Source organism: Streptosporangium sp. NBC_01639, assembly GCF_045209755.1.
Taxonomy (GTDB): domain Bacteria; phylum Actinomycetota; class Actinomycetes; order Streptosporangiales; family Streptosporangiaceae; genus Streptosporangium.
In genome coordinates this window covers 8,138,820-8,154,174 of sequence record NZ_CP109272.1, presented here as the reverse complement: position 1 = coordinate 8,154,174, position 15,355 = coordinate 8,138,820, and the positions used below count along the sequence as shown (strand labels likewise).

Genomic DNA, 15,355 nt, shown 5'->3' with positions numbered 1-15,355 from the left:
GGTTCACGGCCTCCGTTGCGGAACGTCGCACTGGACCTGGATCGCGGCACCTTCGCTGAGCCTGCCGTCGCTCATGGTCAGGACGGTGTTCACCATCGCCAGAGTGGCCAGATCGTGCGTCACCATGACCGTGGCCAGCCCGTTCCGCCCGGTGAGGTCGGCCAGCAGGGAGACGATCTGCTCGCCGCGCCGGTGATCGAGGGCGCTGGTGGGCTCGTCGATCAGCAGAACCTCTGGGGAGTTCATCAGCGCGCGGGCGATGTTGACGCGCTGGCGCTCGCCTCCTGACAGCTGGTGCGGGCGCTTGTGCTCCTTGCCGCCCAGGTCGACGGCGAGCAGGAGCTCCCTGGCGCGGACGCCGGCCGTGCGGGGGGATTCGCCGGCCAGGTGCGCCATCGCCAGGAGCTGGTCGAGCGTGGTGAGCGAGGGCAGCAGGTTGGCCTGCTGGAACACGATCCCGATGTGGTCGCGGCGAACCTTGGTGCGAGCCGCCTGGCCGGCGCCGGAGACGTCCTGCCCTGCGACGCTCACGGTGCCCTCGTCGGGGGTGATGAGCGTGGCGGCGACGGCGAGCAGGCTGGACTTGCCTGAGCCGGACGGACCGACCACGGCGGCGAACTCGCCCGGAGCGACGGCCAGGCTGACGTGGTCGAGTGCGGTCAGCGTACGGTCCCCGTCGGGGTAGGTCAGGACGATGTCGGTGAGCCTGAGCGTCATCGGGAGGCTCCCAGAGCGGTCAGCGGATCGACAGAGGTGATCTTGCGGATGGCCAGCGCGGCGCCCGCTGCTCCGAGCAGGATCATCACCGCCACCGGGACCACGGTGGTGGTCGCCGACAGCACGAAGGGGACGGTGCCTTCGGCGAGCGCGCCGAGGCCCGCGCCGAGCGCGCCGCCGATGCCGGCGCCGGCGAGCAGCACGATGATCGCTTGGGCGAGGGCGTCGCGCAGGAGGTAGCCGGAGCTCGCGCCGAGCGCCTTGAGCACGGCGACGTCGCCACGGCGCTGGATCGTCCAGACGGTGAAGAAGGCGCCGATGACCAGAGCCGAGATCGCGAACAGGAAGCCGCGCATGAGCTGCAGCGAGCCGTTCTCCGAGGAGAAGGAGCCGATCGCGGCGGGCGCCTCCGACAGCGAGACGGTCGTGGTGCCGAGCTTGGCGTCGGCGGCGACCAGGTCGGGCGCGCCGCCCGTACGCAGTGCCAGGGTGGTGGCCACCGTGCCGGCGCCGCCCTGGCGCCCCATCCACTCCCAGTCGCCGATGCTGATCCAGGCGACAGGGGTGTGGCTGTAGGACGCCTCGCCGCCGATGCCGGCGACCGTGAGGTCCTTGCCGGCGAGCTGTACGGTGTCGCCGGTCTTCACCGCGGTGTCGGCCGCGAGCGCGGCGGACAGGACGACCTTGCCCGTGTCGACCGGCTGCCCCTGGGCGAGGTCGCCGCCGGGCTGGACGCCGAAGAGGGCGACTCCCGCGCTTTGCTCGTCACCGTAGGCGAGTCTCGACATGGAGACGCCGAGCCGCTCGGCGGTGACGCCCTTCACCTGCTCCCAGCCCTTCCAGGTCTGCTCGGTGATCCGGCTGTCGGCGAAGGCGGCCTTCTCGCCGCTGTCGAAGACGAGGTGATCGGCAGGCAGGTTCTCCACCGCCGAGACGTTCTCCCGCGCCAGCCCGGCGGTCAGGCCTGACAACATGGTCACCAGGAGTGTGATGAGGAAGACGACGGTGCCCATGAGGGCGAACCGTCCTTTGGCGAATCGCAGATCTCTGAGCGCCACGAACACGGCGCATCCCCCAGTGTTGAACGAAATGGAAACGGACTCGCTCAGCGTGCGCGCACCGGGTGTTCGCCCACATCGTGCATGTGGTCGGGCCGGAATACATCTTTTGAACGATGCTCCCGATAATCGGTATCGCATACTCTGAGCGAGCCATGGCTGACTATCCGTTCTCGCCCGCGCTCCGCCTGCTCAGGTGGACCGTGCACGGCACATTCTCGATTCTCCTGGTGGTCGCGCTGGCTGGCGTGGCCAGGCAGGGCCAGATCCCGCAGGTGCTGGGCGGGATTCTCCTCGGCGTCTTCTACGCGGCGGGCATCGTGATCGAGGGGCGCCTGCCGCACTTCGGCGGGCCGACACACCTGCGGCTGGGCCGCGCCTGGCTGGTGCTGATCACGGTGGGGTGGGCGGTGCTCGCCCTGGCCGCACCGCAGTTCGTCTGGCTGGCCTTCCCGCTCTTCTTCGCCTATCTCCACCTTCTGCCGCTGGCCGTCGCATTGCCGGGGGTGGCGGTGCTCACCGTCGCGGCCATCATGGCCGCCGCCTGGCACGAGGGGCAGTTGACCACCGCCCAGGTCATCGGACCGACGATCGGCGCGGTAGTGGCCACCCTGATGGCGACGGTCTACAAGGTGCTCGACGCCGAGAGCGAGGAGCGCCGCCTGCTGATCGACGACCTGGTCCGTACCCGGGGCAAGCTGGTCGAAGCGGAGAGCGACGCCGTACGGCTGGCCGAGCGCGAACGACTGGCGAGGGAGATCCACGACACGCTCGCGCAGGGCATGTCCAGCATCATCCTGCTGCTGCGCGCGGCCCGACGGGATCTCGTAGAGGACCCCGCGACGGCCGAGCGCCGCATCGTCGAGGCCGAGGACGCCGCCAAGGAGAACCTGGAGGAAGCGCGTAACTTCGTCCGGGCCCTGGCTCCGCCGGCGCTGCAACAGTCGTCGCTGGTCGCGGCGTTGCGCAGGATCAGCGACTCCGCCGTGGCCGGCACGTCCGTCCAGGCGCGCTTCGAGGTCTCCGGGACCCCGGTGCCGCTGCCCGCCGTCTACGACGCGACGCTGCTCCGCATCGCCCAGGGCGCGCTGGGCAACGTCAGCCGCCACTCAGGGGCTGGGCACGCGGGGGTGACCCTGACGTACCTGGACGACGTGGTCATGCTGGATGTGTACGACGACGGCCGAGGGTTCGACCCCAGCGAGGCGGCCGGGTTCGGCCTGCGCACGATGCGCGAGCGGGCGCGGGCCCTGGGCGGCAGCCTCACCGTGGAGTCGGCCCCAGGCGAGGGTACAGCCGTCGTGGCCACACTGGCGCTGCCGCTGTGGGAGGCGCCGTGATCCGGATCGTCCTGGTGGACGACCACCCCGTGGTCCGCTCCGGCGTTCGTGCCATGCTCGCCGGTCAGCCCGACTTCGATCTGGTCGGCGAGGCGGGCACAGCGGAGGAGGGCGTGGAACTCGCCCGCTCGCTCGCACCCGACGTCGTGCTGATGGATCTCCAGTTCGGGCCGGGCATGCACGGCAGCGAGGCGACCCGGCAGATCGTGGTTCTGGACGGTCCTCGTGTCCTGGTGCTGACAACCTTCGACTCCGACGCCGACATCGTCGCGGCCATCGCGGCGGGCGCCACCGGTTACCTGCTCAAGGACGCCCCGTCGGACGACCTGCACGCCGCCGTTCGCTCCGCCGCCTCGGGAGCCAGCGCCCTGGCGCCGCGCGTCGCCTCCCGCCTGCTCGGCCGGGTGCGTACACCCGACACCACGCTCAGCCCGCGCGAGCTGGAGGTCCTCGCGCAGGTCGCCGCGGGCCTGTCGAACCGGCAGATCAGCAAGGCGATGTTCCTCAGCGAGACCACGGTCAAGACCCATCTGGCGCACATCTACACCAAGCTCGGTGTGGACTCCCGCACCGCGGCCGTCGCCGCGGCCTCGAAGAAAGGCCTCATCCGCCCCCCGTGAGCCCCTCCCGGCCTGTGCGACGTTCCGCAACGGAGGTCGTGAACCGGCGGTCGAGACCCCGAGGCCGCCGGGGCGGCCTTCCCCGCCCACGACGTCCCGGGCCGGCAAGGATCTGCGCTTCCAACGAGAAACGGGCCACTGGCCGTCGGGAGGCCCCGGGTCCGGCGACGCGGAAGGCCCGGGGTCCGGAGGCGCGCCCATGGCGTCCAGCCGTCGCTCGGCCCGGTCCAATGATCTCGAAACGGGTGAGTGCCCGCGCGGCGGGTGCGGCCTCCCCGGTCCGGGGCCCCTGAGCGATCCCGGACCGGAGAGGCGAGGTGATGGGCTCAGCTCGGGGATGCCGTCGCCATCACGCCCACGGCCAGCCTGGCTTCCACCATGCTGGGGTCCTCGGTGTGGCTCAGGGTCGCGCCCAGCGAGACCAGGAGCCTGCGCATGCGCGTGTTGTCCGCGAGCAGGGTGGCCCTCACCTCGGCGAACCCCAGATCGCGGGCCTCGGCGACGACCATCCTGGCCAGCGCCGCGCCCAGCCCCCTGCCCTGCCAGCGGTCCTCGACCAGGAAGGCCATCTCCGCGATGCCGGGGTCGGGGGTGAACATCAGGTTGGCCAGCGCGACCACCTGGCCGTCGTACCCGGTGACCAGCGAGTGACCGCGGGTGCGGTCGCAGAGCCGGTCGAAGACGCGGGGCGGCAGCACGGGCATCGAGGTGAAGTAGCGGAACCGGCGCGACTCCGGCGAGCAGCGGTCGTGCAGGTCGCGGACCGCCTCACGGTAGAGCTGCGTGAGCGGGCGGACCTGGGTCTCGGTGCCGTCGGACAGCTTGACGACCCGTTCGCTCCCGGTCGGCTGGTGGGGCGGGGGCTGCGCAAGCCGGACGAAGGAGGCGGCCCGCGCGGCCTCGGTCAGGGTGAAGGGCAACTCGGCCCGGCGCACCCGGATGGCGCGGCGCGGCGCCACGGGCACGGTCAGCAACGTCGGATCCGGCAGGTCGCTCATGTCCGAACCGTAGACCCAGCGGGAGTCGTCGGCGCGCAGCAGTTCTCCCAGCAGCTCGGGGAGCCGCCAGGGCATCGCGCGCAGCCGGGACGCGAGCAGGAGCGCGCGGGTGGGCTCGTCGGTGAGCTGGTGGGCGGTGGCAGGGACGACCTGGACCCGGCGGCCACCGGCCGCCTCCAGCGCCTCGCGCACGGCCTCGGGACCCGCGGGGATCTCCGTCACGAACTCGTCCACGGTGCCGTCCACGTCGGATTGGACGCTCAGCCCCAGAATGTTGCCGCCCTTGTCGGCGAGGGCCGCGGCCAGCGAGGCCAGCCGTCCCGGACGCTCGTCCACCGTCGTACGAATCCTCAGAAACCCCATCGAAACGCTCCCTCCGTTGGGCACAGCCTGACGGATCCCTGTTACAGGACTGCTACACAGGAGTGAGCCTGCCGTTACGTCTGGGACGATTGCCCATGACGCGGTTGTACAACGGTTTCCGTTGGCAGGTACGCCATATATGACGGATATAGCAGGATATGAGGCCATGAGTACGCGTGTTCCCCTGACCAAGGACTTCGTCAATGGGGATATCTCCTTCTGGTACCGCTCTCTCGGCATCCCCACCGGCGGCGAACCCCTCGGCGGCGATCGCGAGGCCGACGTGGCCGTCGTCGGGGCCGGCTACACCGGTCTGTGGACCGCCTACTACCTGAAGAAGGCCAGCCCGAGCCTGCGGATCGTGGTGCTGGAGAAGGAGTTCGCCGGATACGGCGCGTCCGGGCGCAACGGCGGCTGGCTGGTGGGCGAGCTCGCGGGCACCCCCGAGCGCTACGCCCGCACCCATGGTGCGGAGGCGGCCAGACGGCTTCAGCGCGTGATGTTCGAGACGATCGACGAGGTCATCTCGGTCGCCGAGGACGAGGGCATCGACGCCGACATCGTCAAGGGCGGCGTCACCACGGTCGCCACCAACGCCGCCCAGGACAGCCGGCTGCGCGAACTGCTCGCCCACGAGCGCCACTGGGGCTGGACCGAGGACGACGTCCGGCTGCTGGACGCGACCGAGCGGGAGAGCCGCCTGCGGGTGGACGGCGCGGTCAGCGCGATCTGGAGTCCGCACTGTGCCCGGATCCAGCCCGCCAAGCTGGCCCGCGGCCTGGCCCGGACCGTGCGGGGGCTGGGGGTGGAGATCTTCGAGCGCACCCCGGTCACCGAGATCGCCCCGCACGAGGCCCGCACGCCGTACGGCACGGTCCGCGCCCGCTACGTCATCCGCGCCACCGAGGGTTTCACCGCCGGGCTGAAGCAGTACCACCGCGCCTGGCTGCCGATGAACAGCTCGATGATCGTCACCGAGCCGCTGGGCGACCTGTGGGACACGGTCGGCTGGGAGGGCCGTGAACTGCTCGGCGACATGGCGCACTACTACATGTACGCCCAGCGCACCGCCGACGGCCGGATCGCCTTCGGCGGGCGCGGCAAGCCCTACCTGTACGGCTCCCGGGTGGACGAGCGGGGCCACACCCACGAGTGGACCATCGAGGCGCTGTGGGAGCTGCTGACCGGTATGTTCCCCGCGCTGAAGGACTCGAAGGTGGCACACGCCTGGTCCGGGGTGCTCGGCGTGCCGCGCGACTGGTGCGCCACCGTACACGTCGACCAGGCCACCGGCATCGGCTGGGCCGGCGGCTACACCGGCCACGGGGTGACCACCACCAACCTGGCGGGCCGTACGGTGCGCGACCTGATTCTGGGCGAGGACACCGAGCTGACCAGGTTGCCCTGGGTGGACCGCAAGGTGCGAGGCTGGGAGGTGGAACCACTGCGGTGGATCGGCGTGCACGCCATGTACGACCTGTACCGCCGCGCCGATGCCAGGGAGAAAGCCGGACTCGGCCGCACCTCCGTGCTGGCACGCGTCGCCGACTCCATCACCGGACGCTGAGGAGAGCCCCTTGACCTGCCCGTACGACACCTCAGTGGAGACCGGATGAGCGACATCCTGTTCCGTGGCGGCCGAGCCTTCCTCGCCGCCGACGCCTTCGCCGAGGCGGTGCTGGTCCGAGACGGCCGGATCGCCGCCGTGGGCGCCGAGTCCGACGTCGTACGGCGGGCGGCCCCCGGCCACGAGACCGTCGACCTCGGTGGCGGCCTGCTGACCCCCGGCTTCACCGACTCCCACATCCACCCGGTCCAGGCGGGGCTGGAGCGGGCCAAGTGCGACCTGGCCGAGGTCTACGGCCTGCCGGAGTATCTGGAGCGGATCGGCGCCTACGCGCGGGCCAACCCCGGCCACGAGTGGATCGACGGCGGCGGCTGGGACATGGCGGCCTTCCCCGGCGGCCTCCCCCACCGCTCCCAGCTCGACTTCACCGACCGCCCGGTCTACCTGATCCAGCGCGACCACCACGCCGCCTGGGTCAACAGCCGGGCGCTGGAGCTGGCCGGGATCACCCGCGACACCCCCGACCCCGCCGACGGCCGGATCGAGCGCGACGCCGACGGCACCCCGAGCGGCGTGCTGCATGAGGGCGCGATGGACCTGGTGGGCCTGCTCACCCCGCGTCCCACGGAGCGGGACCTGACCGACGCGCTGCTCTCGGCCCAGACCCACCTGTTCTCCAAGGGCATCACCGGCTGGCAGGACGCCATCGTCGGCTCCTACGCCGGCTCCGACGACCAGTTGCCCACCTACGTCGCGGCGGCGGCCTCGGGAGAGCTGAGGGCCCGGGTGGTGGGCGCGCTGTGGTGGGACCGCACGCGCGGCGCCGAGCAGATCCCCGAGCTTGTGGAGCGCCGCGCCTCGGCGGAGGGGCTGGAGCGCTTCCGCGCCACCTCGGTGAAGATCATGCAGGACGGCATCACCGAGAACTTCACCGCCGCGGTGATCGAGCCCTACTGCCGCTGCGGCGGCACCGGCCTGTCCTACGTGGACCCCGCGCTGCTGCGGGACCACGTCGCCGAGCTGGACCGGCACGGGTTCCAGGTGCATTTCCACGCGATCGGCGAGCGGGCCGTCCGCGAGGCGCTGGACAGCCTCGAAGGGACCGACCCGGCCAACCGGCACCACATCGCGCATCTGCAGATCATCGAGCCGTCCGACGTACCGCGCTTCGCCGCCCTCGGGGTGACGGCCAACCTGCAACCGCTCTGGGCCACCCACCACGCCCAGATGGACGAGCTGACGATCCCGTTCCTGGGCGACGAGCGTTCCGGCTGGCAGTACCCATTCGCCGACCTGCGGAACACCGGTGCCCGCTTCTGCGCGGGCAGCGACTGGCCGGTCTCCAACGCCGACCCGGTCCAGGGCATGCACGTGGCGGTCAACCGCACCGAGCCGGGCGGCTCGGTGCACGCGGGCTACCCGACGGCGCAGACCCCGTTCCTACCCGGCCAGAGCCTCGACCTGGCCACCGCGCTGACCGCCTACACCGCCGGTTCGGCGTGGATCAACCACGACGACGACGCGGGCACGATCATCCCGGGCAACCGCGCCGACCTGGTCGTCCTGGACCGCGACCCGTTCACCGAGCCCCCGGCCGACATCTGGCGGACCGAGGTCGCCATGACGTTCGTCGGCGGAGATCTCGTCTATCGCCGCTGACCTTCGGGTCCGGCGTCGTCGAGGGCGGCGCCGTACCCTTTCCCGAACGCGATGATCGAGGAGGACGTCATGCACGATCTGCCCATCTGCGTCACCTGCGGGGTCCAGTACGGCGGCCCACGGGAGAACTGCCCGATCTGCGAGGACCAGCGGCAGTACGTCGGCTGGCAGGGCCAGCGGTGGACCTCCCTCGCCGAGTTGCGCCTGTCCGGGCACCGGCCGCTGATCGCCGAGGAGGGCACCGGGGTCGTCGGGGTCGGCAGCGACCCCGCCACCGCCATCGGCCAGCGCGCCCTGCTGGTCCGCACCCCGGCCGGCAACGTGCTCTGGGACATGGTCACCCACCTCGACGACGACACGATCAAGGAGATCACCGAGCTCGGCGGGATCGACGCCATCGCGATCAGCCACCCGCACTTCTACGGCTCGATGGTCGAGTGGGCGCACGCCTTCGACGCGCCCGTCTACATCCACGCGAACGACCGCGAATGGGTGGCCCGCCCCGACGAGTCCGTCGTCTTCTGGGAGGGCGACACCCTGGAGATCCGCGAGGGGCTGACCCTGATCAACGCGGGTGTGCACTTCGACGGCGGCCAGGTGATGCACTGGCGCGACGGCGAGGACGGCCGGGGCGCGCTGTTCTCCGGCGACATCCTCCAGGTGGTGCAGGACCGCCGCTGGGTGAGCTTCATGTACAGCTACCCCAACCTCATCCCCGAACGCCCCCGGACGGTCCGCCGCGCCCTGTCGCTGCTGGAGCCTTACCCCTTCGAGCGCCTCTACGGCGGCTGGTGGAAGCGGGTCGTGCACACCGACGGCGCCGCGGCCGTCCGCCGCTCCGCCGACCGCTACCTGTCCTTCGCCTTGGACGACGCCCTGGACGACGCCCCGGACGACGCCCCGGGGTGAGCCGGGGTGAGCTCCGGATCCCCGGCTCGGCGGCGCTCCACGGTGCGGGCGGTCGCCGGCCCCCGCCGAGAGCCCGGGCCCGGTCCGGCGGGCGGCACCCTCGACCGGTGATCGGGATGCCGCCCGGGAGACGAGACGATCAGCCACGCAGGCCCTTCAGGCATCCGTAGACGCCCACGGCCAGCACCGCCTCGGGGTCGCTCAGGTCTCCGTGGAACTTGTCCCAGATCTCGGACACGGCACCGGTGGCACACCGGCCCGCCTTCCACCACGCCCACTCACCCGCGGCCTTGGCCGCGTCGACGATCTGACGCCAGAATCTCTTGACGAACGCCACCACCCCTCCCCAGGAGCGGGGAGTGCCCTCGAACGCCTCGTCGGGGAAGCGGTAATCGTCTTCCGGGTCGCTGTTCACGAGCGACCCGGCCATGGAGCGGACCGTCTCCTCCGAGACCCCCGCGGCCTGCGCCACGGCGGTGAGCTCCCGGGAGAACGAGGCCGCGTCTGCGGAGGCCGCACCGGCTCCGGCCGAGGTGGCCAGCACCGCCGCCGTGATGAGTGCCGCCGTGGTTCCGGTTACGCGCTTGATCATGGAATACCCTCCCTGTCGTGTGACGGCCGGCTGGGCGGGTGCGCCCTGCCGTCACCGGACACCGTGCCGCGCGGCGCTCACCTGACGGTCACTTCACGATTACCCACCGCTACCGTCTGCGATCGCGGCGGATCGCCCCCCGGGAGCCCCGCCCGCCCCGGTCGATCCCGGCCGCCCGCTCCGGCACCCGGGACCGACCACCCACCGGCGGCAGCCGTGCCGAACACCTGCCGCTCTCCCGGGTCGCTCCTGACGCATACCTCTGATTACAGATAGAAAGAATATGATTACATTGGGTAGTGAAAACGATGGGGCCGGATTTCGAGTTCCGGATTCTGGGGCCGTTCGAGGTGCTACGGGACGGCGTTCCCGTGCCGATCAGGGCGGCCAAGCTGCGGACGCTGCTCGTGTCGCTGCTACTCGACGCCAACGAGGTCGTCCCCGTCGAGACACTGGTGGACCGCCTGTGGGGAGACGACTCACCCGGCGGAGCCCGTAACACCCTGCAGAACTACGTGCTGCGGAGCCGGCGGCTGCTGGGACACGACGGGGCCGACGGCCCGCTGCTGACCTGCCCGCGTGGCTACCTGATCAGAGTGGCCGACGACCGGTTCGACCTGCGCCGCTTCGACACCCTGACGAGCCGTGCCAGAGCCGCGGCCACCGCGGATGCCCCGGAACAGGCGTCGTCGCTGCTGCGGGAGGCGCTGCGGCTGTGGCGCGGGGAACCGTTACAAGACGTCCCGTCGGATACGCTGCGGCGCGATGTCGCACCCGTGCTGGCCGAGCGCAGGCTGGACGCGCTCCAGTCACGCATCGAGGCCGACCTGACGCTGGGCCGCCACGAGGAGGTGCTCCCCGAGTTGCGGAGGCTGACCGCCGGGCATCCGCTCCGGGAGCGGTTCTGGGCCCAGCGAATGCTGGCGCTGTACCGGTCCGGGCGCCAGGCCGAGGCGCTGCGGTGTTACCGCTCCGTCAGGGAGGTCCTCGTCGAGGAGCTCGGCGTCGATCCCGGCACGGAACTGCGGGAGCTGCACCGGCGGATCCTGGACGGCGATCCCGCGCTCACCGTCGCAGCCGGCCCCGGCGACGACCCGTCGGCGTCCGGCAACCTCCCGGCCGAGATGACGACCTTCGTGGGCAGGGGGCGGCAGCTCGCCGACACCGGGCGACTGCTGGAGTCCAGTCGCCTGGTCACGCTGACCGGGGTGGGCGGGGTGGGCAAGACCCGGCTGGCGCTGCGGGCGGCGGCGCAGGTGTCCGCCCTGTTCCCGGACGGGGCGTGGCTCGCCGACCTCGCCCCGCTGTCCGAGCCCGAGTTGCTCGACCGGTCGGTGGCCCAGGCGCTCGGAGTCCGCGACCAGTCGGCGCGCCCCTGCGTGGACATCCTGGTCGAGCACCTCCGTGACAGACGGGCGCTGCTGGTGCTGGACAACTGCGAGCACATGGTGAACGCGGCCGCCACGCTGGTGGCCACGCTCCTGCGCGCGGCCCCCGGTCTACGCGTACTCGCCACCAGCCGGCAGCGGCTCGGCGTCCAGGGCGAGCACGTCCTGCCGGTGCCGCCTCTCTCCGTGCCGCCGGCGACCCCGCCCACGGGCGAGGACGCCGAGCCGTCGCTGACGCGCTACGAGGCGGTGACCCTGCTGGCCGACCGCGCCGCGGCCTCGGCTCCGGGCTTCCGGATCACGAGGCACAACCGCGGCACCGTCGCGCAGCTGTGCAAACGGCTGGACGGCATCCCTCTGGCGATCGAACTGGCCGCGGTCCGGCTGGGCACGCTCTCCGCGGAGGAGATCCTCGACCGGCTCGACGACCGGTTCCGGCTGCTGGCCGACGACGGCGCCCGGAGCGCGCCCCACCACCACCGGACCCTGCGAGACGTCATCGGCTGGAGCCATGACCTGTGCACCGAGCATGAGCGGCTGCTGTGGGCGCGGCTGTCGGTCTTCTCCGGCGGGTTCGACCTGGAGGCGGCCGAGGCGGTGTGCTCCGGCGCGGGCATCGACCGCCAGGACGTCATGGACGTCCTGGCGGGTCTGGCGCACAAGTCGATCCTGGTCGTGAGCGTCCGCGGCGGCCGGACGCGCTACAGCCTGCTGGAGACCATCCGCCAGTACGGCAGGCAACGGCTTCTCGACCTCGGCCAGGACGCCCCGATGCGGCGGCGCCATCGCGACCACTACCGGAACACGGCCGCGCAGGCCGCCGCCGACTGGTGCAGTCCCCGCGAGGTGGAGTGGCTGTCCCGGCTGCGACAGGACCTGCCGAACCTGCGGGCGGCCCTGGACCTCTGCGTCACGGAGCCGGACGAGGCCCGGATCGGGTTGGAGATCGCGGTCAACCTCACCCGGACCCGATGCTGGTTCTTCAGCAGCACGATCGGTGAGGGCCGCCACTGGCTGGAGCGCGGACTCGCCCTGGCCCCGCGACCGTCGGACCCGCTCCGGGTCGGCGCGGTGGCCCTCGTCGCCTGGATCGCCCTCTGCCAGGGCGACAAGCGGGGTGCCGACCGGTTTCTGGCCTGCTGCCGCCGCCTGGCCTCGCGGCTCCCCGGCGGCGACGTCCCAGCCGCCGTCACCTACATCGAGGGCGCCCACGCGCTGCTCGTCCAGGGGGACCCCCGGGCCATCCACCTGCTGGCACAGGCGAGAGACCGGTCCCTGACCGACGGCGCGACCGGCGACGCCCACATGGCCACGATGCTCTGGGCCATGGCCTCCGCCTTCTTCGGAGACCGGGACGCCGCGGTCACCGCCGGCGGCGAATACCTGGCCGACGCGGAGGCGCTCGGCGGGGCCTGGGCCTACTCCTGGGCACTGTGGGCGCTCGGTCTCGCGGAGTCGCGGCACGGTGACCCGGTACGGGCCGCCGTGCTGTTCCGCGACTCCCTGCGCCGCCAGCACGACATCGACGACCGCTGGGGGCCGGTGTGGGGCTCCGAGACACTCGCCTGGAGCATCGCCGCCGTCGGTCACCACGAGCACGCCGCCGAACTGCTCGGTGCCGCGCACCGGTTGCGGCGCACGACCGGTGTGGCGCTCATCGGCCTGCGTCCGTTTCACGACGCCCACGCCGAGGCCGACTTCCTGGTACGGAGCGCACTCGGCGCGCGGGCCTACGCCACCGCCTTCGAGCGGGGGGCCGGGACCGAGGACCTCCTCGGCCTCGCGTGCCCAGCGCCCTGACCTGCCGTGACTCCCGGGAAGCGGACAATCGGGGGCGGTGTCACCGGGTGGAACCGACCGGGGCGAGCAGCAGCCCGATCAGCGCGTCGATCAGGCCGGTGTCTCGGTGCGCCGCCCGTCCGTCCTCGGCGACGCGACGGCGGAACCACGCCCGATATAAACGGATATGAACTGTGATGACCGGAGTGCGGTCGCGATCGGGATCACCGTTACCATCGAGGCGCCCAACGATCCCCCCAATCAGAAAGAATCACACGTGAGCGTCACCACAGCCTTGAAGACGGTCGTCAGAGCGACCCTCGCCACCACGATGGCGGTCCTCCTCGGCGCAGCCATACTGACCACGGCCGGACCGGCCGCCGCCGAGAGCCGGTGCTCCGGCACGATGGTGGAGTCCCTGTCGATCAAGAAGTCCTCGACCGTCATCGGCTATCTCAACCTCTACTGGGACGGCACCTACAACTGCGCCGAGACACAGTCCGCCGGTTCCACGTGGGGTGTTTCCAAGGACATGGGCGTGATCATCAACTCCTGTCCTCTTTCCAACAAGGGCTCCTACGGCTGCAATTCGATCGCCTCGGACAGCGACGGCGGCATCTACCGCTACTACGCCGGCCCGGTGCGGGTCAACGGAGTCAACCGCTGCGTCCAGGCTCACGGCGATATCACCCTCGGCGGATACGTCTACCTCGTGTCCACCAGAGTCGGTCACTGCTAGCCACAGCGGTCAGCCGCGCCGGTCCCGCCGAACGCCTACCGGGACCGGATATCGTTCAGAACCGCCACCAGGCCGCGCGGTGACGGGGAGTCGCGCGCGACTCCCCGTCCCGGACGGGCTCCCCGTACGGTCCGGTCTGCTCCATCCAGCGGGCGCGGAACCGTACGGCGGATGCCCGGCTCTCCCGGACATGTCCGTCCGAACCGCTGGGACGGAGACGTCCGCATCGCGGCGCGTGCCGGCTCTCGACGTGGCGGCATGTCCGCCGTCGAGATCGCCGCTCCCATACGGCGGTGCCGGGTCCCCGCGGAGCGGTCAGAAATACTTGGAGGTGAGGTCGGTCGTCGGCCAGGAGGTCACCGCGACCGCCGCCTTATTGAGCAGCGGGTCGATCGAGTCGAAGTCGAGCGAGCCCTCCTCCTCCCGGCGGTTGAACACGGCGCAGTAGGAGACACCGCTGCTCATCCGGGCCAGGAAGCTGAACGTGCCGGGCATCGACCCGTTGTGCCAGGTGTTGATGCCGCTGCCCGAGGTCCGGACCCACCAGCCCCCGCCGTACCATGACCCGTTGCCGTTGACCCCGGTCTCGGGCTTGGCGAACAGCTTGGCGATCGAGGCGGCGTTCAGGACCGGACCTGCGGCGTCGAAGACCATGGCGAACTTCACCAGGTCGACCGCCGAGGCCGTCCAGCCTCCGTTGGCGTCCTGGTTGGGCATGCTGAACCCCCCGTAGGGGTACGGCACGACGGTGCCCGACTCGTCCACCACGGATTTGTTGGTGTATTTGGAGGTGTAGTTCACCTCGCTCACCGGCGACTCCGCCCTGAGGCTGCGGCCCAGTCGCATCCTGGTGATACCGGCGGGGGCGAGGAGCTTCTGCTTGATGTAGGACTCGTAGGTCGTGCCGGAGACCTTCTCGATGATCCGGCCGAGCAGCATGTAACCGTAGTTGCTGTAGACCATCTTGGCACCGGGGGCGAAGTCGAGCGGCCGGTCCGTGGTGTAGCGCATGATGTCGGCGTGGCTGATCGGCAACGGGACGTCGAGCACCGTGGAGATCGTGTGGTCCAGCCAGAGCGGGTCCTTCGAGACGTCCCTGTCCCATCCGCCCAGATGCTGCATCAGCCTCAGCACGGTGACCTTCGCGAGCCGGGGATCGGCCTGCGTCGAGAGCCCGAGCAGCGTGGTGACCGGGGTGGACAGGCTGAGCTTGCCGTCCTGGACCAGCCGCATGATCGCGGCGGACGTGATGTGCTTGCTGAGGCTGGCGACACGGAACAGCGAGGTCGGCTGCACCAGCCGGAGGAACGGCTGGTTCTGCGCGTCACGGGTCGTGTACGACCCGTAGCCGCGCGCCAGCAGGATCTTGCCCTTGCGCGCCACCGCGAGCTGTGCAGAGGTGATCTGACGCTCGGTGATGTACTTCTTCATCATGCTGTCGAAGCCCACCAGCGAGGCCGGGACGGTCCCGGTGGGCGGCAGCGCCGCGGCCGCCAGCGCCGGGCTCGTCCCCAGCGCCAGGGCGGGAACGGCCCCGGCGCCCGCCTGCAGGAAACGACGTCGCGTAAAACTGGTCCTACTGATTGTCACCGCTGACTCCACATCATCCACAGATCATGAAGTTTC

The 15,355-nt window shown here is 71.1% G+C and carries 12 protein-coding genes; 7 read left to right on the top strand and 5 right to left on the bottom strand.

What is annotated here, in order from left to right; translation table 11 throughout:
• Positions 1-3: 3 nt before the first annotated feature.
• Entirely contained in the window at positions 4-717 is a 714-nt protein-coding gene (locus tag OHA77_RS37045; protein WP_406313858.1) for an ABC transporter ATP-binding protein, read from the bottom strand.
• Positions 714-1,781, bottom strand: coding sequence for an ABC transporter permease (locus OHA77_RS37040; RefSeq protein WP_406313857.1), 1,068 nt, complete (start codon positions 1,779-1,781; stop codon positions 714-716). The genes OHA77_RS37045 and OHA77_RS37040 overlap by 4 nt, the downstream gene beginning before the upstream one ends.
• A gap of 149 nt (positions 1,782-1,930) precedes the next feature.
• Between OHA77_RS37040 and OHA77_RS37035 the strand changes: the two genes are divergently transcribed.
• Positions 1,931-3,115, top strand: coding sequence for a sensor histidine kinase (locus OHA77_RS37035; RefSeq protein ID WP_406313856.1), 1,185 nt, complete (start codon positions 1,931-1,933; stop codon positions 3,113-3,115).
• Positions 3,112-3,735, top strand: a complete 624-nt coding sequence (locus OHA77_RS37030; protein ID WP_406313855.1) for a response regulator transcription factor — start codon at positions 3,112-3,114, stop codon at positions 3,733-3,735. The genes OHA77_RS37035 and OHA77_RS37030 overlap by 4 nt, the downstream gene beginning before the upstream one ends.
• Before the next feature lie 326 nt (positions 3,736-4,061).
• Here OHA77_RS37030 and OHA77_RS37025 read toward each other — a convergent pair whose 3' ends face one another.
• The gene (locus tag OHA77_RS37025; protein WP_406313854.1) at positions 4,062-5,096 is read right to left on the bottom strand and encodes a GNAT family N-acetyltransferase; all 1,035 of its coding nucleotides are present in this window, start codon (positions 5,094-5,096) and stop codon (positions 4,062-4,064) included.
• 166 nt (positions 5,097-5,262) lie between these two features.
• Between OHA77_RS37025 and OHA77_RS37020 the strand changes: the two genes are divergently transcribed.
• From OHA77_RS37020 to OHA77_RS37010, 3 genes are all read left to right on the top strand, one after another.
• On the top strand, positions 5,263-6,663 hold the full coding sequence (locus OHA77_RS37020) for an NAD(P)/FAD-dependent oxidoreductase (protein ID WP_406313853.1): 1,401 nt from the start codon (positions 5,263-5,265) through the stop codon (positions 6,661-6,663).
• Between the two features lie 45 nt (positions 6,664-6,708).
• Positions 6,709-8,322 carry an amidohydrolase gene (locus OHA77_RS37015; protein ID WP_406313852.1) on the top strand — a complete coding sequence of 538 codons (1,614 nt, stop codon included), beginning with the start codon at positions 6,709-6,711 and terminating at the stop codon, positions 8,320-8,322.
• Between the two features lie 69 nt (positions 8,323-8,391).
• Positions 8,392-9,231: an MBL fold metallo-hydrolase gene (locus tag OHA77_RS37010; RefSeq protein ID WP_406313851.1), complete on the top strand. Its 840-nt coding sequence runs from the start codon at positions 8,392-8,394 to the stop codon at positions 9,229-9,231.
• A gap of 139 nt (positions 9,232-9,370) precedes the next feature.
• Here OHA77_RS37010 and OHA77_RS37005 read toward each other — a convergent pair whose 3' ends face one another.
• The gene (locus tag OHA77_RS37005) at positions 9,371-9,823 is read right to left on the bottom strand and encodes a hypothetical protein (protein WP_406313850.1); all 453 of its coding nucleotides are present in this window, start codon (positions 9,821-9,823) and stop codon (positions 9,371-9,373) included.
• Positions 9,824-10,131: 308 nt separating this feature from the next.
• Between OHA77_RS37005 and OHA77_RS37000 the strand changes: the two genes are divergently transcribed.
• Both OHA77_RS37000 and OHA77_RS36995 read left to right on the top strand, forming a co-directional pair.
• A complete protein-coding gene (locus OHA77_RS37000; protein WP_406319937.1) occupies positions 10,132-13,011 on the top strand; it encodes a BTAD domain-containing putative transcriptional regulator in 2,880 nt (959 codons plus the stop codon).
• Positions 13,012-13,267: 256 nt separating this feature from the next.
• Positions 13,268-13,729, top strand: a complete 462-nt coding sequence (locus OHA77_RS36995; protein WP_406313849.1) for a hypothetical protein — start codon at positions 13,268-13,270, stop codon at positions 13,727-13,729.
• A 315-nt stretch (positions 13,730-14,044) separates the two neighbouring features.
• Here the strand turns inward: OHA77_RS36995 and OHA77_RS36990 are convergent, their stop codons facing one another.
• Complete coding sequence (locus OHA77_RS36990) at positions 14,045-15,319, bottom strand: serine hydrolase domain-containing protein (protein ID WP_406313848.1); 1,275 nt, start codon at positions 15,317-15,319, stop codon at positions 14,045-14,047.
• Positions 15,320-15,355: the final 36 nt, after the last annotated feature.

What these genes read in the sequence shown, in the direction of transcription:
- OHA77_RS37020 (WP_406313853.1), top strand. Translation starts at nt 5,263, where the DNA reads ATGAGTACGCGTGTTCCCCTGACCAAGGACTTCGTCAATGGGGATATC.
- OHA77_RS37035 (WP_406313856.1), top strand. Translation starts at nt 1,931, where the DNA reads ATGGCTGACTATCCGTTCTCGCCCGCGCTCCGCCTGCTCAGGTGGACC.
- OHA77_RS37000 (WP_406319937.1), top strand. Translation starts at nt 10,132, where the DNA reads ATGGGGCCGGATTTCGAGTTCCGGATTCTGGGGCCGTTCGAGGTGCTA.
- OHA77_RS37025 (WP_406313854.1), bottom strand. Translation starts at nt 5,096, where the DNA reads ATGGGGTTTCTGAGGATTCGTACGACGGTGGACGAGCGTCCGGGACGG.
- OHA77_RS37045 (WP_406313858.1), bottom strand. Translation starts at nt 717, where the DNA reads ATGACGCTCAGGCTCACCGACATCGTCCTGACCTACCCCGACGGGGAC.
- OHA77_RS37010 (WP_406313851.1), top strand. Translation starts at nt 8,392, where the DNA reads ATGCACGATCTGCCCATCTGCGTCACCTGCGGGGTCCAGTACGGCGGC.
- OHA77_RS37005 (WP_406313850.1), bottom strand. Translation starts at nt 9,823, where the DNA reads ATGATCAAGCGCGTAACCGGAACCACGGCGGCACTCATCACGGCGGCG.
- OHA77_RS37015 (WP_406313852.1), top strand. Translation starts at nt 6,709, where the DNA reads ATGAGCGACATCCTGTTCCGTGGCGGCCGAGCCTTCCTCGCCGCCGAC.